Source organism: Candidatus Leptovillus gracilis, from assembly GCA_016716065.1.
Taxonomy (GTDB): domain Bacteria; phylum Chloroflexota; class Anaerolineae; order Promineifilales; family Promineifilaceae; genus Leptovillus; species Leptovillus gracilis.
On sequence record JADJXA010000012.1, the window covers coordinates 35,037 to 57,342 of the forward strand.

The 22,306-nt window shown below is 60.1% G+C and carries 12 protein-coding genes; 5 read left to right on the top strand and 7 right to left on the bottom strand.

Going from position 1 to position 22,306, the window contains the following annotated elements; all coding sequences use genetic code 11:
- Positions 1 to 3: 3 nt before the first annotated feature.
- From IPM39_22150 to IPM39_22165, 4 genes are all read right to left on the bottom strand, one after another.
- A complete protein-coding gene (locus tag IPM39_22150; protein MBK8988740.1) occupies positions 4 to 192 on the bottom strand; it encodes a hypothetical protein in 189 nt (62 codons plus the stop codon).
- Positions 193 to 303: 111 nt separating this feature from the next.
- Complete coding sequence (locus IPM39_22155) at positions 304 to 2,721, bottom strand: hypothetical protein (GenBank protein MBK8988741.1); 2,418 nt, start codon at positions 2,719 to 2,721, stop codon at positions 304 to 306.
- A 492-nt stretch (positions 2,722 to 3,213) separates the two neighbouring features.
- Complete coding sequence (locus IPM39_22160) at positions 3,214 to 6,792, bottom strand: cadherin-like domain-containing protein (protein MBK8988742.1); 3,579 nt, start codon at positions 6,790 to 6,792, stop codon at positions 3,214 to 3,216.
- Positions 6,789 to 7,001: a hypothetical protein gene (locus IPM39_22165; GenBank protein ID MBK8988743.1), complete on the bottom strand. Its 213-nt coding sequence runs from the start codon at positions 6,999 to 7,001 to the stop codon at positions 6,789 to 6,791. Before IPM39_22165 ends, IPM39_22160 begins: the two co-directional genes overlap by 4 nt.
- A 277-nt stretch (positions 7,002 to 7,278) precedes the next feature.
- On the opposite strand from IPM39_22165, the gene IPM39_22170 reads away from it, so the two are divergent.
- Positions 7,279 to 10,518: a tetratricopeptide repeat protein gene (locus IPM39_22170; GenBank protein ID MBK8988744.1), complete on the top strand. Its 3,240-nt coding sequence runs from the start codon at positions 7,279 to 7,281 to the stop codon at positions 10,516 to 10,518.
- Here the strand turns inward: IPM39_22170 and IPM39_22175 are convergent.
- Entirely contained in the window at positions 10,487 to 11,098 is a 612-nt protein-coding gene (locus IPM39_22175) for a DoxX family protein (GenBank protein ID MBK8988745.1), read from the bottom strand. The genes IPM39_22170 and IPM39_22175 overlap by 32 nt on opposite strands.
- A 224-nt stretch (positions 11,099 to 11,322) precedes the next feature.
- Here IPM39_22175 and IPM39_22180 point away from each other — a divergent pair, with 224 nt between their 5' ends.
- Both IPM39_22180 and IPM39_22185 read left to right on the top strand, forming a co-directional pair.
- Complete coding sequence (locus tag IPM39_22180; protein MBK8988746.1) at positions 11,323 to 11,928, top strand: helix-turn-helix domain-containing protein; 606 nt, start codon at positions 11,323 to 11,325, stop codon at positions 11,926 to 11,928.
- Between the two features lie 43 nt (positions 11,929 to 11,971).
- On the top strand, positions 11,972 to 13,876 hold the full coding sequence (locus IPM39_22185; protein ID MBK8988747.1) for a S9 family peptidase: 1,905 nt from the start codon (positions 11,972 to 11,974) through the stop codon (positions 13,874 to 13,876).
- 61 nt (positions 13,877 to 13,937) lie between these two features.
- On the opposite strand, the gene IPM39_22190 is transcribed toward IPM39_22185, so the two are convergent.
- Positions 13,938 to 15,596, bottom strand: coding sequence for an alpha-D-glucose phosphate-specific phosphoglucomutase (locus IPM39_22190; GenBank protein ID MBK8988748.1), 1,659 nt, complete (start codon positions 15,594 to 15,596; stop codon positions 13,938 to 13,940).
- A 152-nt stretch (positions 15,597 to 15,748) separates the two neighbouring features.
- Positions 15,749 to 20,653 carry a hypothetical protein gene (locus tag IPM39_22195; GenBank protein MBK8988749.1) on the bottom strand — a complete coding sequence of 1,635 codons (4,905 nt, stop codon included), beginning with the start codon at positions 20,651 to 20,653 and terminating at the stop codon, positions 15,749 to 15,751.
- A gap of 289 nt (positions 20,654 to 20,942) precedes the next feature.
- Here IPM39_22195 and IPM39_22200 point away from each other — a divergent pair, with 289 nt between their 5' ends.
- A complete protein-coding gene (locus IPM39_22200) occupies positions 20,943 to 21,371 on the top strand; it encodes a transcriptional repressor (protein MBK8988750.1) in 429 nt (142 codons plus the stop codon).
- Between the two features lie 62 nt (positions 21,372 to 21,433).
- A complete protein-coding gene (locus tag IPM39_22205) occupies positions 21,434 to 22,231 on the top strand; it encodes a DUF4382 domain-containing protein (GenBank protein MBK8988751.1) in 798 nt (265 codons plus the stop codon).
- Positions 22,232 to 22,306 lie beyond the last annotated feature (75 nt).

Below are 22,306 nucleotides of genomic sequence, written 5' to 3' on the forward strand. Positions count from 1 at the left end.
TCTCTACGCACTATTGTCCCTATCTCTACACTCTATCTCTCGCTCTAGCTTTTGCTGTAAGAATGCGTATGCTTGTTCCGGCGAGGCAAAGCGCTGCGCCTCGCCACTTTGCGGCGAGACAAGTTCGGCGCACCAGGGCTGGTGTTCATTTTCCCGCCATAGGCGAATGAGGTAGGCGTAGTAGTTGGTCATATCGAGCAGAAAGTGCTCACACGGAGAGGAGGGATGTAGAGTTGTCTCCTGAAGTCCTCCCTATTCTCCATGTTGTCTCCGTGTCTTTCCGTGTTCCTGCTTCTTTACTTATTACCTGATGATCAGCGGTAAATACACCCGCTGCGGCTCCTCAAAGTCATCGTTGAGAATGGTGATTGAACTGCCACTGGCGTTGATAGGCGCGTTGCCGCCGCTTAGGGTGGAGAAGAAAATCTCATCCGGTTCAACATCCAGGTCGCCGATGATGTTGGCCGTGTAATTGCGTGTGGTCTGGCCTGGCTGGAAGGTGACTGTACCGGTGAAGGGACCGGTGAAATCCACGCCGGCCGTGGCGCCGCCCACGCCAAAACCAGAGCTGAGGGTGTAATCCACGGTGATAACAAAAGCGGCCGGGGTGGACAGGGTGACGGTGAAAACGCCAGGAGTCAACCCGCCATTGCCCTCCAACACATTGCTGTCGGCCCCATGGGACAGGCGAGCGGTGTCATCATCCGTGATCGTGCCGATGCCGCTGGCTTTGTCCAGAGCGGCATTGGTTGGGTTCGACAATTGCACGCTGAACTGTTCGCTCTCGCCCTCGTCAATGAAGTCGCCCAGGATGGTGACGTTAACCGGTTTGCTGGTCTCGCCGGGGGCAAAGGTGAGGCTGCCGCTGACGGCGGCATAATCGCTGGGGGCAACGGCCGTTCCATTCACCGTCACATAATCCACCGTCACCACGGCCGGGCTAGCCGGGGAAAGCGTCACGTCGAAGGACATTTGCTGTGTGCCGCCGTTGCCTTCCAATAGGGCGACGTCGTTGATACTCAGGCTGGGCAGGCCGTCGTCGTCAATAATTGTACCGACGGCCGTGCCGATTAAAATGACGGCGTTGCTGGCGTTGCTCAGGTGGACGAAAAAGGTCTCATCCAACTCGTCCAGGTTGTCGGCGACGATGGGCACGTTGATGGTCTGCGTCGTCTGACCAGGGGCGAAGGCGAGGGTTCCGCTGGCGGCGGTGTAGTCGGCGGGGGCAACGGCCGTACCATCTTCAGTGGCGTAATCCACGGTGACGGCTTGGCTGCTGGCCGGGGCCAGGGTGACGGTGAAAACGGCCGTACTCATTCCACCTGTGCCTTCCAACACCGAGGTATCGGCAATGATCAGTTGGTGTTCTGCTTCCACCGCGCCAATGTCGCAAACGGCCGTGCCGTTGTTGTCGCCATCATACGGTCGGGCGACGCCGCGCTGATCGGTGGCCGGGCAGTCGCTGTTGCTGCCCCCCTCGATGGCCGGGCTGCCGGGACTCAGGGCGTGGGTCGGCGTCGGGCCGCCGTAGTCGCCCAGGGGCATGAGCAAGGGGTCAACGCCCTGCTGGTCGCCCGGTTGGGTCAGGTTGCAAAATGTATCGCTGCTCAGGTTGTGGCCCAGGGAGATGAGGTTGCCACCATTACACTGACGCTGCGTATTATTGGCGACGAGGGTGTTTTGCAGGTAGCCTATCGCTCCACTGACTAAAGCCAGACCGTTGTAGCCAACGCCTCCGCCCAGGCCGACATTGTGAGCGATGGTGCTGTTGGTGGCGGTTATAACGGCCGTTGCGCCAGCGGCGTAAACGCCGCTGTAATTGATGCTGGCGATGTTGCCGCTAACCGTTGTATTACGCAGGGAGACATCGCCCAATTCGGCAATGAGGCCGGCGCCTTCGGCGGCGCGGTTGCCGGTGATGGTTGTTCGCTCTAACACAACCCCACCACCCACGGCCAGCCCACCGCCCACACCAGCCGCTTCATTGTCGCGGATAATGCTGTCTTGCACCAGAAGGGATCGAGTGGTGTAGAGACCGCCGCCATAGATGCCGTCGGCGCTGTTGGCGGCCAGCAGCGAATGGGTGATGGTGATGGCGCTGCTGCCCACCCCATAGTTGAAAATGCCGCCGCCCCAGCCAACGGCCGTGTTGGAGATAATCACGCTCTGGTCAATGGTCAGTTGGCCGGTGTTGAAGATGGCCCCACCACTGCCGGGCGCCGCATTTTCCTTGATGATGACGTTTTGTAATAAAACAACGACATCGGTGACGCGCAGCCCACCACCGCCGCTGTTGAAGATATTAGGATCGGTTGGCGTCTGGCCATTTTGGATGGTGAGGTGGTACAAGGTGCTGGGGGCGTTCAGGGTGAAGATACGGCCGTTTCCCCCGCCATCTACAATTGTCGTCGCCGCATCCGCGCCGATGAAGGTCAACGGTTTGTTGACGCTGATCTGGCTCTCGTTGTACAGCCCAGCGGCGATCTGGATGGTGTCGTCGTCATTGGCTTTGCCGACGGCCGCGCCAATGGTGGCGCAGGCAGCGGCCAGGGAAAGGCAGTCGTTGGCGTCGTCGCCGCCGGGGGCAACGTACCAGATCGCCATCGGCGTGGCCTGGGCTGGCGGCGTCGCCAGCCAGCCCAGGGCCAACAGCCCGGCCAGCGCCAGAAAAACGGAGACGCTGGCGGCGCGCCAGAAAGCAGCTCGATTGGGGATATTCATGCTCGTTTCTCCCTTAATGATCATCTAGAAATTACATGGCCCAGATTGGACCAATCTCCAAGATTGGTCCAATCTAAAAAACAGGAAGTTATTCTTAGACGATTACTTAGAAGTGGAGCGCCAGCAAGATGCTGGCAGCCGACGCTCCGCTGTTAGCGGCAGTGCGCGAAGCTGCGCACCAAACTATCAGCCAGTGTAGAGAGTAAACGATCAGGAATCGATCTAAAACGGTCTGATTTTGGGCAGGTTCAACAAGGACAGGCTCGGCCTTTACAAATCTACGCTGAACAGTCATGCTGAGCCGAGGCTTTGCAGCGAAGCATCCCGCTCCCACCAGCGGAACGGGATACTTCCTAAGGAGATCGCGTCGCATTGTCATTCTGACGAGTCTTCGAGGAAGAGTCCTTATCGGTTTGTTCGCTTTTTCAGCAATCGGCTAGACCTGGCGGGCTGCCAGCAGCCTGCCAGGTCTAGCCGCAAACCCGCAAGACTTTAGCGGATGGTGACAGGCAGGAACACTTCGCGCAGCGTCACCACGACGGTGAGCACGCCTTCGCTGGTTGTCACCCCATCGCTGACGGTGTAGGTGAAGGTATCTGTGCCCACAAAGCCGGAATTGGGGACATAGGTGATGGTCCGGTCGCTAAAAGTGACCTGGCCGCTTTGTGGCGCAGTCACATTGACTATGCGCAATTGATTACCAATGTCGTTAGCCAGGACATTAAAAGTTGCCGCGCCGCCAGCTCCCAGAGTTCCTTCATCGTTGGTGGCCTGGGGTGTGCCGCCCGTCTGGTTGCCATTGACGCAGTTGGCAACGGCCGTGCTGTTGGTGCGGTTTAGACCGGCGCTGTTGTTACCAAGCGGGTCGGTCACCGACACGTCGGGCACGATGTAGTCCAACACCGGGTAGCGGGTTTCAAGGCCAAAGGTGGAGGTTTCGATCAGTTCGTAGTAATACGGCCGTATCTCATACCCACAACCCAACACCCAAGACTGCCCGTTGTAAGCCGATGGAAAGCCATCCACTCGGCCACCAAATTCAATGGCGTCGGTCCACGATGTTTCCGTCGTGTGCTCAGCGATGGTCCCGGTGGTGAACTCTTCGCCATACCCCACCTGCATCTGGAAGATGGCGCCGGTGGTGAAGTCGAACTCCGCGCCAATGCGCGTTTCATGCTTCAATGAATTGGTGGCGAAACTGCTGCCCAGGCTGTAACTGCTGTAGGTCCAGTTGATGCCGGCGTTTCCCAGAGAGATCATGTCGCCACTGAGGACGCCATTGGCATAGCCGGTGCGGTTCCACAACAGATTGCCGCGCACTTCCACCCAGGGCCAGGTGGTGGCCGGTGTTGTGCCCAACGGGTTGTGCAGCTGCACTTCAAACAGACCGTCGGTGGGCGTCCCTTTTTCGCGGATATTCACCGGGTAGCGGTCTGGGTTGACGTGGTTGAGACCAAAGACCTGCACCTCGCCCAGCGACAATTGGGCGTTGGGCAGCACGCGCTGCACACGCACAAAGCGGCCCTGCACCGGCTGCGGCGGTATGCTGCTATCTAACGTCTGGAAGGTGGTCACTTCGCCCAATGGGTTGGCCGCCGAGACGCCAACCAGGGCGCTGGTGAAATCATCCAGCGAAAAGGCATACACATCTGGGCGGGCCATCAGCGCCGCCGGGTTGCCTTCTTCGGGCATGTTACGGAAGTCGCTGGCGCTGATCAGCACGTAGATGTGGTCCAATTGGTTGGGGCAGGCAGCCAGGTCGGCGCAGGTCAGCCAATCTGTGCGGTTCCACAAGCGCACTTTGGCGATGGGCTGGGTGCTGCCCAGGTCTATTTGCCACCAGGGATTGTCCTGGGTATTGGTGGTGGCGATGGAGTTATTGGCCGGGCTGCTGCGCAGCGTACCGTCTACGGCGCGGTCGGCGCTGTGGCTGCTAAAGGTGGAGGATTGGGCGGCAAAGCTGCCGCGGAACAGGCCCAGGCTGGCCCAATCGCGGGCGACCGGCGTCCAGGTGAGGGCCTGGTTGATGCCGCCGGGCTGCGCCCCCCAAGTGTTATCCCAGGCTTCCAGGTCTGTAGCCAGACGGGTGCTGCTGACATAATCGCAGTTACGCAGCGCTGTTTCCGGGATGGAGACGCCGTTTTGCGACAACGTGTAGGCGTAACAATCGTAGGCGGTGTTATCGAAGGTGAGGAAGTCGTCGTTGCCAGTGCGCTGCACTTGCAGCGATTCGCCGGTGCCGGTGGTCCCGCCTTCGGTGCTGCTGCGTTCTTTGCTTTCGGCGGCCGTCAGGCGGGCGCTGGCTTCGATGCTAAACGGCCCATAGCTGCCACCAACGGCCGCGCCAACATAACCAGACACGGTATCGCTGCGGTAGTACGTCAGGGCGGTGCTGGTCGCCGTCTGGTTGTTCAGAGTGCGCCCAATGGCCGCTCCTTTGGCCGACATATCCTGGATGATGCCCCAATAAGGCGGGGCAAAGGTAACGGCCGTTACCCGCTGCTCCACAATCTCCTGGCATTCGGCGGTGGCAATGGCTTTCAGGGCGTTGTTGTCACGGTCGCCCACGGCAACGGCCGTTTTGCCATTGAGCGCGGTGGGGTCCAGATTAACGCTCTGACCAAACGGCACGTCAGGCGCGTCGGCCAATAGATCGTCATGGGTCAGGTACAGCACTTCCAGGCCACGGCCGTCATCCAACGCCGCCACAATCTCCTTCAAGCCGTCGTTGTCCAGGTCGGCGACGGCGATAGAGAGATAACCTGCCTGATTGCGCTGGTCATTGTTCGTGATCCACTGCTCGTAGCGGGCCAACGTGGGGTTGGGCGTGTTCAGTCCCTGCGCCCGCCACACTTCCACGGCAAAGCCAGACCCAAATTCATAGCTGCCTGTGCTGCTAAAACCCACCACAACCTCTTCCGGGCTGACGCCGGTCTCCCCCACCATCTGGCCGTTGATGTCGCCAGAGCTAAGGGAAAAATTAGTGGCATAGGCGGGGATGGCAGCATCCAGGTTGGTGAAGCGCGTCAGGGTTTGCAGCGGCGCGTTGTATTTGTAGACAAACAACTGAATTTGTGGGCTGACGTTGGGCGTGGAATTCTGGTAACTGTCGGCGGCCACCACAATTTCATCCTGAAAGTCGCCGTTCAGGCGGAGCAGCGTCACCTGAATGTCGCGGAACTGCCCGGCCGAGAAGCTGTCGCTGTCTAGCGGGCGCAGTTTGTTGGCCTGGTTGCTGCCGCTGCCGCTGACGTAGGTGGGGTCGTAGGTGAGCGTCAACAGCTCGACGGTGGTCCGGTTTTCGTCTAACAAACTAATGACGATGTCGTCCTGGCGGTCGTTGGTCAGGTTGCCCACAGCCACATCCAGGCCGCCGGCATTGGCATGCAAGCCGGTGGTGGAGCGAAAAGAGGCCAGGGGAACGGCCGTCATCCCATTGCGCGCCCCATCCCAAACTTCGATGGTCAGAGCGCCGGTGGCGTTGTTGACCGCCGCCAGGACCACCTGCTCGCGCTGATTGTCGTCGCCCAAGATATTGCCAGACGCTGCGACCAAACGGCCGTGACTGGTGGCGCTGAGTTTGCTGTAGGTGACGCCGTAAACCGGATTGAAGACGGCAATGTAATAACCAGGTTGACTGGCATTGGTGGTGACAAAACTTTGCACCATTTCAGTGTAACCATCGCCATCCAGGTCGGCGGCGACGGCCGTCTGGCTCTGAATGTTGGCCCCCCAGACGGCCGTCTCCTCCAAAAACAGGTTGCGTTCAGCCAACCCCCACTCTTCCAAATTCAAGGAAAAGTTAGACAGCCGATTGCCCACAAAATCGCCGCTGGTATACCCCACCAAAATCTCATCCTCACCAAACAGGTCATAGCCGCTGCTAAACGGGTTGATGCCGCAGGTAAGCGCCGCTTCCGGCGCCGGGGGAATGGGTTCAGGCGCGGCGGCCACGCGCCCCTGAGCCAGGGCCAACAACCCAACAAATAACAGCAGCAGCAGGACCAGCGGCGGCCATGCGCCGCTCCACTTTTTCCAGCTTCGTTCTTGATTCATGTTTACATTTGTCATCTGTTTACCTCCGAGTTTGGTTGATTGGTTGGTTGGGGCGTATCGTTGGCGGTCATCTGGTACAGGTAAGCAAACAGGCTGTCCAGGCTGTTAAAGGCCAGCCATTCTCCGTTGGGAACCGGCTGCACCACAGCCCGCCACGTTCTGTGTGGCATTTCTTGCCACAGCCGCAGCACATACGCCTGATACCCCGATGTCGGTTCAGCCATTGTTCCATCCTTGTCCATCAGAATTGAATCTACACGCCCACCACGCCCCTATGGTGAATCCTGGCGTTACTTTACTTGAACCGGCGTGACGAAAACGTGACGAATGGTGTAATGGTCACGATTTGGTTTGAAGTACTGTCATTCTGACGAGTCTTCGAGGAAGAATCCCCGTGCTGCCGACAAATTGGGATTCTTCGCTCCGAAGACTCCGCTCAGAATGACTTTGAGCAAATCGTGACCATTACAAAAACGTGACGAATGGCTTATAATCGCCGTTATGGCTGTTTTTCATCTGCAACTGCTGGGAGCCTTTCAGGCAAAGGTGGATGAAGCGCCGGTGACGGCTTTCCGTTCGGACAAAATTCGCGCGCTGCTGGCTTACCTGGCCCTGAACGGCGGACGGCCGTACAGCCGGGAAACTCTGGCGACGCTGCTCTGGGGGGAATACAGCCAGGCCGCCGCCCGCGCCAGCCTGCGTCAGGCGCTTTCAAACCTGCGGCAGGCAGCCGCCCCACTGCTGTCCACCCAACCGCCAGCCCTGATCATCAGCCAACAGAGCGTGCAGTTGAATACCGACCATACGGCCGTATGGGTGGATGTGGTAACGCTGCGCCGTCTGCTGGCGGCGGTAGACCATCACGACCACGCCGACGCCCGCGGCTGCCTGGAATGCCGCCACTGGTTGGCAACGGCCGTCTCTCTCTACCATGGCGACTTCTTGCCCGGCCTGCAGCTGGACGACAGCCCAGATTTTGCCGACTGGCGGCTGCTGCAACAAGAATCGCTGCACCAACAGATGGTCCATGCCCTGCACAGCCTCAGCGCCAGTTATGCCGCGGCCAACGACCTGCCCCGGCAGGCCGATACGCTGCGCCGCCTGCTGCACCTGCTGCCCTGGCAAGAAAACGCCCACCGCGACTTAATGGCGGTGCTGGCCCACTCCGGCCAACGCGCCGCCGCCCTGGCCCAATACGAGCGCTGCCGCCAGGTATTGGCCGACGAGTTGGGCGTTGAACCATCGGCCGAAACCAACACCCTTTATCGCCTCATCCAGACAGACACCCTGCCGGTCACGCCGCCGTCGTCCGCTTTGCGCCATGACGCTCTGCGCCACAACCTGCCGCCGCCGACTACCCCGCTCATTGGCCGCGACGAACTGCTGGCGCAGGTGGTCGCCATTTTGTCGGGGTCGGCGGCGCGGCTGATCACGCTGATGGGGCCGGGCGGCGTGGGCAAAACGCGGCTGGCGTTGGCCGCCGCCCAACAGGTGATGCCAGACTTCGCCGATGGCGTCTGGTTCGCGTCGCTGGCCGATGTGCCCATGCCCGACCCGGCATCGGCCCAATCTATCCTGGCTGCGGCCGTAAGCGACCACCTGCGCCTGGTCCTGCAACAGCCTGATGCGCCCTGGGATAGTCTGGCGGCTTATCTGGCGCACAAAACAGCGCTGCTGGTATTGGACAACCTGGAACACCTGCTGCCGGCCGCCGCCCAGTTTGTGGCGGCGCTGTTAGAGGCTGCGCCACAGATCACCATCCTGGCGACGTCTCAGGCGCGGCTGCGCGTGCGCGCCGAGCGCGTTGTGCCCGTCGGCGGTCTGGCGCTGCCCGAAGCCGACCAGATGACGCTGGCGACGGTGGCGCAAAATGGCAGCATCGCCCTGTTTGCCGAACGCGCCGGCCAGACGTTGACCGGCTTCAGCCTGAACGCCACCAATCTGGCCGCTGTCGCCGACATTTGCCGCCTGGTGGATGGCTTGCCGCTGGCGATTGAGCTGACCGCCGCCCTGACCGAACATTTCACCGCGGAGGAAATTGCCGCTGCCCTGCGCCACAACATCGCCCTGTTGGCTGAATCGCCAGGGGCGGCCGATTTGCCAGCGCGCCAACAGGGCATCACGGCCGTTTTTGCTTACGCCTGGCGGTTGCTAACGCCGGTCGAGCAGGAGGTGCTGGCGCAAATCAGCCTCTTTCGCGGCGAGTTCAGCCGCGACGCGGCGCTGGAGGTCGGTGGCCGGTCGGTGGCCGCGTTAGCCGCGCTGGTGGACAAATCGCTGCTGCGGGTGACCCGCCCCGGTCGGTATGCGCTGCACGCCCTGGTGCGCCACTTTGCCGCCGATGCTTTGGCCGACCGGCCGGATTTACAGGCGGGGGCATTGGCCCGGTACGGCCGTTATTACGCCAACTTCTTGCAGCAGATGCAGCCCGCCTTGCAAGGGCCACAGCAGCGGGCGGCCATCGCCGCCATTCGGGTGGAGTTGGACAATGTGCGCCATGCCTGGGAAACGGCCGTAGCTGACGCCCACGTGGACCAACTGGCGGTCATGCTGCCGCCGCTGGCCGCCTTCTTCGCCGACAGCGGCAAGCTGACAGAAGGCAAAACGGTATTTACCGCCGCCGCCGAGCGCCTGCGCCCGCTGCGCCAAAAAGACACGGCGAGCGCCGGATTGGTGGCCCGGCTGGATACCTGGCGCGCCTATTTTATGGGCGAGACGGGACGGTTGGAAACGGCCGTGTCTCTACTGCGCGCCGTCTTGCCAGAGTTGGAACAAATAGACGATGCGGTCGGAGTCGGGCACTGTCTGCGCGTCCTGGGGTCTTATGAAACCCAGCTCGACCAATCGGCTGGCGGCATCGCCCACCTGCAGCAGGCGCGCCAATGTTTCAGCGAGTTGGGCGACCAGGCGGCGCTGGCGACCACCCTTTCGGCATTGGGACGCGCCTGGGAAAACCAGGGCGATTATGCGTTGGCCCAAGAATCTTTCGCCCAAAGCCTGGTCTTGCTGCGGCAGCGGGGCGCGCCGCAATCGCTGGCGAAGGGGCTAAGCAACTATGGGCTGCTGCTGCACCGCCTGGGTGACAACGACGGGGCGGCGGCCGCGCTGCGTGAAGCCGTCTTGCTGGATGAGGCCGGCGGCAATCTGCCGGCGTATGGCGCTTCGCTGGCGAATCTGGGGCTGGTGTTGGCGGCGCGCGGCGAATACGCCGACGCCCAGGCTGCCTATTTACAAGCCCTGACCATTCAACAAAATGAAGGCAACCAGGCGCGGGTGGCTATTCTGCTGAATAACCTGGGCGACGTCGCCAACGCACAGGGGCAGCCAGAACAGGCGCTGGTTTATTTGCAGGAAAGTCTGGCTTTAAAGCAGGCGGCCAGCAATGAACGGGGCATGATCTTTTCCCTGGTGCATTTGGGGCATACATATTGGCGACTGGAGCAGACAGCCGAGGCCGCGGCTGCCTACGGCCAGGCGCTGGCGTTGGCGCAGAAGTTGGGCGTGAAACCGCTGCTGTTAGCGGCTTTGGTGGGGCTGGCAGAAGTCGCCATGACGCGAGGCGAAACGGCGCTGGCGCAGCAGATGTTGTGGCTGGCGGCGGCGCACCCGGCGTCCTGGCAGCGGGTGCGGGATGAGGCAGCGGCCGTTGCCGCCCAACGCCACATCATGCTGGAACCCATCCCAGCGCCGCTGCCCGACCTGACGGCCGTTACCCGGCAGGCGCTGAATCTGGTTGGTTAGGGCTGATGGACAGGCGCTTTTCAGTCGGGGTGTACACCCAGCCCCAGGGCGTGCCAATCCAACGCAGTAGGAAGTAATCGGCGCCGATGTGCCCGGCCACTTTCCAGGCCATGATCAGCCCAACTGCAATGATGAAGAGCATGGGGTTGGTACTGGCGCTGCCGGCCATCATAAAGTTCCAGTTCATCATCGCGCCGAAGAAGGCGGCGACACCGGTGAACGCACCAAGAATCAGGGCAATGCCAATTAGCACCTCGCCATACACAACCAATTTGGCAAACCAGGTATAGGCCTGGGCGTCGAGCAAGGTTTGCAGAAAGCTGCGATACCAATCAAAAGCAATCGGCGGACGGCCGGTCTCCGGGATGGCGACGGCGCCTTGCCAGAAACCGCGCAGCGCCTGACCGCCATCCATCCAGGCGGGGTTGCCAATTTTGCCCCAACCAGACGACAACCACTGCCAGCCCAGCCAGACGCGCAAGACCAACCACAGCCAACCAGCGCGGGGATCATTCAACAAGGTCTTAATAATTTGTGGATCGTCTATGATCTCGCCTCTATGGGTGGTGATTTTTGTCATGTTTCACTTTTTCCTTATGATAATCTTATTTTTATCATGGTAATAATAATATCATAATTTGATATAGAAGCACAGGTGGATAAGTGCTGTCGAGGAGCAAATCCTGCCAATCCACTGCCCCTAACTGAAATGAAACACACCCATTGACAAAACGGCCGTCTTGCATTAAACTTTTCTCAATCATTCAAGATAATTACAATGGTTAAACAAAGGTGAATAAACCGATGTCCAAACTTCTGGACGAATTCAACATCGCCGACGTCGAAAGCCTCAAGGTCATCACCCACCCGCTGCGGCTGCAACTGCTAGAACGGTTGAAGCAGGCACAAACTGTCAAAGAATTGGCCGCCGCGCTTGTCCTGCCGCCGACGAAGTTGTACTACCACATCAATTTATTGGAAGAAAAAGGGTTCATTCATGTGGTAGATACACAAATCGTCTCCGGCATTATTGAGAAGCGGTATCAGGCGGTGGCGCGCCAATACCATATTGACGACAACCTATTGGCGACGAGCAGCGATGAAGGGCCGGTGAATGCGCTGCTTGGCTCATTTTTTACCATGGCGCAGCGCGAATTTCAGCAGAGCATCCGCGCCGGGCTGGTAAATCTGAAAGAGAAAGGGCAGCCCCACAAAGGCAGTTTGCTGCGGGCAAACTTTCATCTGTCGGAGGAGCAGGCACGGGCGTTGTACGGCCGTCTGGATGCCCTGCTGCAAGAATACGACGCGCTTTCCCAAACCAACGAGACCGATCCGCAAACCCCGCTTTACAACCTGACGCTGGCCTTTTTCCCGGTTCACCGTCCCACAGAAAACAGCAGCACACCATAGCCGGATCAACAAAAAAACTACCCATTCACAAGGAGATCATATCATGTATCGAATCGAGTCCCTTCTATCCGCGCGCCTGTTTCTGACGCCCCAAGTAGTGGGCGACCAGCTTTTTTTCATCAGCAATTTAAACGGCCGTAACAACCTCTACCGCATGAAACTCGGCGGCAGCGTGCCCCAACCCCTGCTGCCCGGCAACATCGCCCTGCAAAATCCACACCTCATCGAAGGTCGTTCCTTCATCGTCTTCCCCGATCTAGGCAAAATCATGGTGCTGATTGACCAGGACGGTGACGAAAATTACCAACCGGCAATCATCTCCATAGACGGCGGCTACCCGGAATTTCCCTTCCGCGAGACGTTCCCCAATCACAGCGTCATGGCCGTCGGCGAAAAGTTGGCGCAAAACACCGTCTACTTCATCGCCCAATCGCGCAGCGAATCCCTCTTTACCTCTTACCTGGCCGACATGTCTACCGGTGAGTTGGAAAAAATCAGCGAAGGCACGTATGGCATGTTCCCGATGGGCATCAACGAAAGCAACGACCAGTTCATCCTGGCTGAGCAGTTTGGCATGGGCGATCCCGTCCTCTACCACGCCAGCCGGGCCGACAAGACGCCACGGCACTTTTATGGGGTGACATTGGCGCAGCGGCAGGCGGGGCAGAAGGTGGAGCCAACGGCCGTTTCCAACCTCCACTTCACCGCCAATGGGCAGGGCCTCATCTTCTCCAGCATCCTCTTCGACGACAGCTACAGCCTGGCCTACATGCCCTTCGCCGATCCGGAACATGTGACGCCTATTCACCTGAAGGGCGTCCGCCACAGCGGCGTGGGCGAGATGGAAACTGTGGAACATCTGACTGGCAGCCGCTACAGCCTGCAATTTAACATTGACGGCTGCACCTGGCTCTACGAAGGCGAACTCGACGAAACAACCTGGACGATGAGCCTGGTCCATTTACTTTGCGGCGAAGGGGAATTGTCCAACGGTGTGCTGGAATCGGTGACCTACGACGCAGCCGGCGACCGCTTTGCCCTTTCCTTCTCCACCTCCACCTCGCCGACGCAGCTTTACACGATCGAAGGGGCCGCACGGGACCAGATTCGGCGGCACACCAACGAGCAAGTGCTGGGCATCGCCCCAGACCTGCTTTCGGCCGGCGAAGACGCCTCGTTTGTCTCGTATGATGGGCTGCGCATATCGGCCCGGCTGTATCTACCGGCAGCGGAATTAGGCTATGAGGGGCAACGGCCGTTAATCTACTACGTTCACGGCGGCCCCCAGGGACAGGAACGACCCGATTTCGCCTGGTTCTCCATGCCTTTCATCCAATTCCTCACCCTCAACGGCTTTGCCGTTTTTGTGCCCAACGTCCGCGGCAGCACGGGCTACGGCTTTGCCTACATGAAGCGCGTCGAGCGCGACTGGGGCGGCCAGGACCGGCTGGACCACGTTCACGCCATGACCCAGGTATTGCCCCAAGACCCCCGCCTGGACGTCAGCCGCGCCGGGGTGGTCGGCCGTTCTTATGGCGGTTATATGACGCTAACCCTGGCCAGCCGCCACCCAGAGCTGTGGTCGGCGGCGGTGGATATGTTTGGCCCGTATGATCTGAGCCAATTTGCCGGGCGTGTGCCGGAAACATGGAAGCCATTCATGAAAATGCTGGTTGGCGACCCGGAGACGGAGCAAGAGTTTTTGCAAGAACGTTCGCCGCGCACCTACATCCATCAGATCGAATGCCCGCTGCTGGTCGTCCAGGGGCAAAACGACCCGCGTGTCATTGAGCAAGAATCGCGGGAACTGGTGGAGGAGCTGCGCGGGTTGGGCAAAACAGTGGATTATTTGCTCTTTGCCGACGAAGGCCACGACGTGCTGAAATTTGAAAACCGGGTAACAGTCTACAATCGGATGACTGCGTTTTTTCAGGAACAGTTGTCGTAAGACCAAGACCTGGCAGGTTTTGTGAAACCTGCCAGGTCTTACTGCCAGCGGCCCCAATCGTCTATATACCTGCTTTGCGGAACGCCGCCTGAACGATGGTCTGTGCCTCTTCTTGAATACGCTTCAGGTGTTCCGGCCCATTGAAGCTCTCGGCGTAAATTTTATAAATCTCTTCCGTGCCCGACGGCCGTGCGGCAAACCAGCCATTTTGCGTCACCACTTTCAACCCGCCGATAGGCTCGTTGTTGCCCGGCGCGCGGGTGAGTTTGGCGGTGATGGGTTCGCCGGCCAGCTCGGCCGCCTCGACCATCTCTGGCGACAGGCTGGCCAGGACCGCTTTTTGTTCGCGGTTGGCCGGGGCATCCATACGCTCGTAAACTGGGCTGCCAAACTGCGCTTCGAGCGCCTGATAATGCTGGCCGGGGTCCTGGCCGGTAACGGCCGTTATCTCCGCCGCCAACAAATCCAAAATAATGCCGTCCTTGTCCGTCGTCCACACCGTGCCATCCTGCCGCAAAAAGGAGGCCCCGGCGCTTTCCTCACCGCCAAAACCGTAAGAGCCATCCACCAGCCCATCCACAAAATACTTAAAACCCACCGGCACTTCCGCCAGCCGCCGCCCCAGATGGGCGGCCACACGGTCAATCATCGAACTGGAAACGAGCGTTTTACCCACCGCCGCATCGGGCCGCCAGCCCGGTCGGTTTTGGAACAGATACCAGATAGCCACAGCCAGGTAATGGTTGGGGTTCAGCAGACCGGCGCTGGGCGTCACGATGCCGTGCCTGTCGTAGTCCGGGTCGTTGCCAAAGGCCACGTCAAACTGGTCTTTCAGGCTGATCAGGCCGGCCATCGCATATGGCGAGGAGCAGTCCATACGGATTTTGCCGTCTTTGTCTACAGTCATGAAGGCGAAGGTGGGGTCAACGGCCGTGTTCACCACCTCTAAATCCAGCCCATACATCGCCACAATCGGTTCCCAATAGGCGATGCCCGCCCCACCCAACGGATCCACGCCAATTTTCAGCCCGGCGGCGGCGATAGCCGGCATGTTGATAATGCTGCCCAGATCGGCCACGTAGGGCGTGATGTAATCGTAAAGGTGGGTCGTGGGGGCTTGCAGCGCTTTTTGATAGGGCATACGGCGCACGGCCGTTAATCCCTGCCGCATGATTTCATTGGCCCGATTCTGAATCACTTTGGTGGTGCCTGTGTCCGCCGGACCGCCGGAAGGGGGGTTGTATTTAAAACCGCCATCGTTGGGCGGGTTGTGCGACGGGGTGATGACCACGCCATCGGCCGTGCCCCCTTTGCCCATGTAGTTGTGCGTCAGGATGGCGTGACTGATGACCGGCGTGGGTGTGTACCCCAGCCCGGCCTGGATGACGATGTCTACCTCGTTGGCGGCAAACACTTCAACGGCCGTTGCCAGCGCCGGTTCCGACAAAGCGTGCGTGTCCATGCCCACGTACAACGGCCCATCAATCCCCTGCCCGCGCCGGTACTCCACCAACGCCTGGCAAATCGCCAGGATGTGGTCCTCGTTGAACTTGCCGTCCAACGAACTGCCGCGATGCCCCGACGTGCCAAACGCCACCTGCTGCGCCAGGTCGGTTGAGTCCGGTTTGTGGGTGTAATACGCGGAAATAAGACGAGGGATGTTTTCCAATAGACTGCGTGGCGCGGGTTTTCCGGCCAGGGGATGGGTTGGGGTTGCCATTGCTGCCTCCTGAAGAATTGATGACAAAGGGACAAAGAGGTAAAAGTGGCATAATTATAAAGGAGACTTCATGAGTGGGCTACACCCACCACCACGAATAAAAAAGTATAGAGTTGCCAAATCTTAAAGATTTGACAACTCTATTTCAGGACCTAACTTTCCTCCGCCACCACCAACATCTCCGGCGCATGTTCGCCATTTACATCAGGGTTGTAGTAGTCGTAGGCGCTGCTGGCCGGGGTTTGGGCGCGCAGCGGGTACTGCGCCGTCAGCCGGTAGCTGAAGCTGAGGGGCTGCCCGCCGCTGAGGTTGTTGAGGTAGATGAGGATTTGCCGGCCGGTTAGTTCGTAGCGTTGGATGGATGGCTGGCCTTCGGCGACGGCCGTTTGGTTGCTCCGCGCCACCAACAACGCCAGATCGTCCGTATTCACCACAAAGCCGGGCGGAATGCCCAGGTCAATCAGCGCCTGCTTGGCATAGGCGCCAGCGCCGTTCAGCGTTACCGCCACATCCACCGTCACGGCCTCATTGACGGCCAGCTCTGTGCGGTCGTAGGCCACGTCAATCGTCAGCGCTTCCTCAACATTCATCAATTCCGGGTAATCGGCCAGCTTTTCCCAGGGCAAGTAGTAGCTGCTGGTCACCTGGTACATCAGGCTGCCTTCGCCTTCGACGGTGATGCCCACCACGCTGTCGCCCAGCGGCGCATCGCTAAAGCTGATTTGCTGCACCACGTCGAAATTCTCCGGCGTCACTTGCAATGTGCGCGTCTGGCCGCCGTTCAGGGTGATGGTGACCGCGGCGTTCATATCTTCCGCCCCACTACGCACCGTCTCAATCAGCGCCTTCAAGGCCAAAATAGTCGCCTGGGTGTTGTACCACGTGCCAAAACTGTCCTTCTGGCTGATGAGACTGGTCAGGGCGTCGTTGGCCACGTCATCATGGCTTTGGGCGCGCAAGAAAGCCAGCGCCGCCAGCGCCGTTGTTTCGATGCTGCCCGTCTGCCCCTCGCTGCCGGCGAAGCTGGCGACGCCGCTGGACCAGGAGACGCCGCCGCTGCCATCCGGCTGCGCCAGGCCCGCCAGTTGATTCAGCACGCTCTCGGTCACGTCGCTTATATCGCCACCCCCGGCTAAATCAGCCGAGACCAGGGCATTGGCGACCAGCGCCATTACGTAGGGATCGCCAGCTTCGCTGACGTGCTGGCGCACATAGCTCAGGCCGCGCTGCGTGCCCGACTCGTCGTAAAAGCCCGCTTCCGTCAGGCTCCAGACAATGTAGGCCGTCACCGGCAGGCGGTCGTTCTCCAGGCTGCTCCAGGTTGTTTCGTGGACGAGGCCCTGATCGTTTTCCCAGGAGCCATCGCCCTGCTGTTGGTCCAGCAGCCAGCGGGCGGCCCGCTGCACCAGCGCCGGGTCTACCTCAAATACGCGGCTCATATCGCTGAACTCTTGCAGCCCGTAGGCTGTCAGCATCCGGTCGGCCGGCGGGTAGCCGAAGAGCGAAAAGCCGCCGCCGTTCACTTCAAAAGTCGTCAGCCGTTGGTAGCCCAGGTTGATGTAATCCTCGGCCTTAAACTGCACTTCGGGCGAGACCTGGCCGCTGGCTTGCAAATAATCCAGCACCAGGACGTTGGGATAGGTGGTGGAAGATGTCTGCTCGAAGCAGCCGTTGGGCATTTGCAGCATACTGTCCAGCCCTTCCACCACCTGGCTGACCACGCCAGGGTAGATTTTGACGGTGATGGCCTGCGTGCCGGGGATGGCGTCGGTGGGGATGGCGACGTTGGTCTGGATGGGTTCGCCGACAGTCAAACGGCCGCTTTCGCTCCCGCGTATCTCCTTCCCGTTAGGAACCACCTGCACTTCCTTGCGGATGGCGTCGTTCATCGTGCTGCCCCAGGCGGTGACGGTGAACGGCTGGCGGCCAAACTGGTCGGCGCGGACGCGGAAGTAGACCACTTCGATGTCGTTGGCGGCGATTTCGATGGACTTTTCGCGCTCGTCCAGCAGGGTGAACCAGCTCGCGTCTTCGACGACTAGGCGCACGGTCTGGGCGTCGGGCAGGTAGTTGAAGACGCCCACCGGCACGGCGATTTCGTCGCCGACAGTGAGGGCCAGCGGCAGATTCAAATCCACAAAAAATTCCTGGAAGACGCGCAAGCCACCGGTGGCCGAACCCAAACGGCCGTCTTGTGAACTCGCCAGCGCCGTTAATCGCCAGGTGGTAATCGAATCGGCGACGGGGATGTCTACGACCAGGTTGCCATTGGCGTCCGTCTCGCCATCGGGCAGCCAGAACATGGTTTCGGGGAAGTATTGGCGCAGGCGGGGCGGTTCGCTGCCTGAGGCAGATTTGTCGGCGGCAGGCGCGGCCGTGGGCATGGGGGCCATCTCCTCGACGGCCATCATCACCTCGGCTTCCACCACCATGTCGTTCATCATCATGCCGCCATCCAGCCCCATTCCCGTGCGGCCCAAGGTCGTGCCCACTTGTGAAGCCATCGTCCCGGCCAGCGGCACGGCCGCCGCGCCCAGGGCCACGAACAAGGCGAGAACGGCCGTTCCCCACCGCTTCTGCCACACAAATCCGGCCGCGTGCAGCAAAAAGGCCAGCGGAATCAGCAGCAAAACGACGATTGTCAGCCACAGCCAGGTGTCGTCAGGATTAAAGCTGCCCATGTCGCCCACGACGACCAGCAGCGGCAGCAGCACGACGAAAGCCAGCAGCAGCCAGAGACCCCAACTCAGCGCCCGCTCTTTTTTGCGCCAGGCGATGACCAGCAGCGCAATAAAACTGCCCAAACAGGCCAGCGCCAGCAGGCTCATAATCGTATCGCCGGAGCGCCAGAACACGTCGTTGACCAGGGTGATGAGGCCGTAGAGGAAGATGAGACCAACTACGCCGAGGCCAACGGCCGTACCCAACTTTTTCCAAAAACTACCGGCGCGCCAGACGGCCACGGCCGTAATCCCGCCAATCGCCAGGGCTACGGTCAACATCAGGGCAAACAGACCACCGCTGAGGATGGTGAAGTAATTGTCCTGGTGCTCGTAGGCCAGTTGCATGGCGTCGTCGTGGGAGTTGGCTTGCAGGCTGAAGTTGACCGACTGCGGCGCGGCTTCGGCCAGCGAAGCGGCCGCCGCCCCCTCCTGCGCGGCGCGTAAAGCGGCGTCGGCAACCGGCTGATCGGTGAGCAAATCGGGCACAGAGAAGCCGTGCAGGTCATACTTGGGCTGGAGCAGCTCTTGCTCCAGCATGAAGTAGAGTTTGGCGAAACCGGGGTCTTGCTCGGCCAGGGCGAAGACGGCCTCGTCCACAACGGCCAACCCAATGGCGGAGGCCACCCCTTCGCCGGTTTGCCCGGCGGTGTGGATGGTGAGAACGGCCGTTTCCCCCGGCCTATACTCTTCTTTATCCGGCGCCAGGGTGAGGGCTAAATCGTTGGCCTCGTCCACCAGCACCAGCCGCGTGTCGCGGGCGATGGTCCCGTCGCGCAAGATTTTGTAGGCGTGCAGTTCCAACGTGCCGAAGAAATCGGGGGGTATGTCAACGGCCGTCAACGTCTGGCCGTCGGTAATGGGCAGGGCGCGGGTGCTGATGGTCTGCCCCTCGCGGATGATGTCCAGGTAAACCGCGCCGCTCTGTGCCGAGGTGAGGATCACCAGATTCATCGTCTCGCCCACCTGGTAGATGGGCTTGTCGGGGCGCAGCAGCACCGACTCGGCCTGGTAGCTGCCATCGAAGTAGAAAGTCTGGCTGGCGCTGCGCCCTTGCGCATCGCTGGCGGTGATGGTGAGTTGTTGGTAGGGGTTGGTGGGGGTGATGGGAAATTGGGCGAGGCCGTAGGGGTTGGTAACGGCCGTGTCCGCCAACCCCTCGCTCTGCCACGCCACCGACAATTCGGCTGGGGCCGGCGCGCCATCCGGCGTGCTGACCAGCACGTAGAGCAAATTCTCCACGCCGGAACGGAACTGCCCACCTTCGGGGATGGCCTCAATGATCAGTCCTTGCTCAGACACGGGCAGCGACAACTGCTTGGCTTCAGTCTGGTTGGCCTGGTCGGTGACGCTGGCTTGCAGGTAGAACATGCCCAACCCACCTTCCAAATCACTGCCCACAATAAACCCAGGTAGAGTGAATTCAAATTCGTAACCACCCTGCGCGTCGGTCACCCCTTGCAGGGCGACGGCGTCCTGGCGCTCAAAATCAAACGTGAACCCGGTAAGGGTGATGGCGCTGTCGGCCACCGGCTTGCCAAAAAAGTAGGCGGCGTTTAGGCTGCCGCGCACGACATCGCCAGGGCGGTAATAGGCGCGGTCGGTGGTCAGGGTGACGTTAAATTTGGGCAGCGCGTACCGCTCCACGGTGACGGTTTTTTCCGAGGAGTCACCGCCCAGCGTGGCGGTGATTTTGTAAGGGCCGGTATTCACTTCTCCGGCAAGCTGAAAATCGGCGCTGGCGACGCCAAAAGCGGAGATGGGCACGGTCTGGCGGAAGACAGTATTGCCTTTGCCGTCGGCGATGGCGATTTCCAACGCTTGCCCGGCGGCCGGAACGCGGTCGAAGGTACTCAGCGCCAGGGCGCGCAGGTGAATGACCTGTCCGGGTTGGTAGAGTGGCTTGTCGGTAGTGAGCAGGATGCGGTAGTCACGGCTGAGTGTGATGGGGCGTTCCACGCGGTCGTCGCCCAGGGGAGAGGCGGTTTCGATGATCAGGGTGTAGTCGCTTTGGGCGTCATCGGGCACAGCGAATGCGACATCGGCCGTGCCCAGGCTGTCGGTCTGGCCGCTGTAAACGGTTTGGGCTGCGCCACCGGGAGCTTGCAGCCGGACGTTCACGGTGGCCCCGGTCAGCGGCGCGGCGTCTCGGCTGTCACGCACGGCTACACGCAAAACGGCCGTGCTGCCCGGAACCAGATCGCTCTGGCCCAGGATGATGGTCTCATGTTGGCTCAGGTGGTCGGGCAGGTTGGCGTAGTACCAGCTTAACCCGGCCAACCCAGCCGCCAGAGCAACAAAGACAAGGACGAGAATGATCTGAGCGTTTTTAGACATGATGGCCTCCTGCTATACAAAGGAACGTAAGGGACAAAGGATTGGACAAGAACTATGTTGTGGTTAAAGACGTCGGTCACGGCCGTATAGTTCCATCCTGAGCCGTAAACCATGTTCCGTAATCCGTTTTCCGTCAGCATTTGCCATAGGCCGCACCCTACGGAACACGGATTACGGATTATAGATTACCGAATACAGGTCAAGGCTCTTACAAACTCCCTGGTTTGTATTTTACGCCTGATCAGATAGAATGACGTTATTGCAAATAATTGCAATAAGGAAAATTCGCATGTACGATCTGCAAACCATTCTGGACACCCTGCGCCAGCGCCAATTCCGCATCACACCACAGCGGGAGATGATTATCGCCGCGCTGCTGCAAGGCGAGCCTCACGAGCACCTGACGGCCGAAGCGGTGTTTACCATCGTGCAAGGCCAGGCCAGCGGCGTCAATCTGGCAACGGTGTACCGCACGCTCAACTTCCTGGTGGAGCAAGGGCTGATCCAGCGGGCAGACCTGGGCGAAGGCGGCGTAGTTTACTCGTCGCTGCATCATGGGCCACACATCCACTTGGTTTGCCGCCAGTGCGGGCAGGTGGCAGAGATGGAGGCGTCGCCGCTGGATGGATTGGCGCAGCAGTGCCAGCAGACGCAAGGCTTTGTGGTGGATTTGCACCACGTCTCGCTGCCTGGCCTCTGCGCAGCCTGCGCCACATAACCCCCTTTTGTCCCTTGTATCCCTTTGTTTTTTGTCATCAATTCTTTCAAGGAGAGACAGTAATGAAAACAGGAATCACATGGTCGTTATCACTACTATTATTGCTTATGTTGTCTCTGCTGATGGCGTGTTCGCCAGCGGAGACAGGCGAACTGGCCTTCCGCGCCAATGGCGAGGATTTTGTGCGGCAAGGTTTTGTGTCGAAAGATGGCTGGGAGATTACCTTTGATCATGTCTACGTGAATCTGAGCGACATCACCGCCTACCAAACCGATCCGCCTTACGACGCCCATTCGGCAGCGCCAATTGAAAGCAAAACGCGGGCGGCGCTGCCTGGCGTACATCTGGTGGATCTGGCCGAGGGTGGCGCGGACGCGGAACCACTGTTCATTGGCGCAGCGGCCGATGCGCCGGCCGGGCAGTTTAACGCACTGTCGTGGCGGATGGCCCCGGCGGCCGATGGCGCGGCGGCGGGCAGCACTCTGGTGATGGTGGGCACGGCCGTTGCCGGTTCCCAAACCATCCCCTTCACCATTAGCATCCCTACCAGCTACGAATACTGGTGCGGCGACTACGTGGGCGATGGGCGCAAAGGCATCCTGGCAGCCAACAGCACAACCGACCTGGAACTGACCTTCCACTTCGACCATATCTTCGGCGACGCCGCTACACCGGCCGACGATGACCTGAACCTGGGCGCGCCCGGTTTTGCCCCGTTTGCGGCCGTGGCCAGCGGCGGCCAACTCAATGCCACCCTGAGCGACCTACAAGCGCAAATGGACCCGGCCGCGTATCAGGCGTTGGTAGACATTTTGCCCAGCCTGGGGCACGTCGGCGAAGGGCATTGTCACAGCCAGTAGGGCCGCTGAATTCACTTGAAAGCCCTGGAAGCGCAGGCGTTTCGCCTGCCAGGGCGGACGTCCCGTCCGCGCTCC